The 533-nt window shown below is 68.5% G+C and carries 1 protein-coding gene; it reads left to right on the top strand.

Translation table 11 applies throughout. The features are described 5' to 3' along the window. Positions 1 to 429: sulfate adenylyltransferase subunit CysD (gene cysD / locus ABEB12_RS38035; protein WP_345703507.1), on the top strand; the 429-nt coding region annotated here is incomplete at its 5' end. Positions 430 to 533 lie beyond the last annotated feature (104 nt).

The raw sequence follows: 533 nt of genomic DNA, 5'->3' as shown, positions 1-533 counted from the left end.
CGCAAGCAGCGGCCCGAGCTGTGGAACCTCTACAACGGCCGGCACGCGGCCGGCGAGCACGTGCGGGTGTTCCCCATCTCCAACTGGACCGAGCTGGACGTCTGGCGCTACATCCAGCGGGAGAACATCGAGCTGCCGTCCATCTACTACAGCCACCAGCGCGAGGTGTTCCGCCGCGACGGCATGTGGCTGGCCGAGGGGCCGTGGGGCGGCCCACGGGACGGCGAACGGCTGGAGATGAAAACAGTGCGTTACAGGACCGTCGGGGACGGCTCCTGCACTGGCGCGATCGAGTCCACGGCAACCACCCTGGACGACGTGATCGCCGAGGTCACCGCGTCCCGGCTGACCGAGCGCGGCGCGACCAGGGCCGACGACCGGCTGTCCGAAGCCGCCATGGAAGACCGCAAGCGAGAGGGTTACTTCTAAATGGCCACCCGAGACCTGCTCGCCAGGGTCGAGTCATGAGCAAGGACCTGCTGCGGTTCGCCACCGCCGGCAGCGTGGACGACGGCAAGTCCACGCTGGTCGGC

Origin of the sequence: Actinospineispora eucalypti (assembly GCF_039543365.1) — a bacterium.
Taxonomy (GTDB): domain Bacteria; phylum Actinomycetota; class Actinomycetes; order Mycobacteriales; family Pseudonocardiaceae; genus Pseudonocardia; species Pseudonocardia eucalypti.
This window is presented reverse-complemented; position numbering and strand designations above follow the sequence as displayed.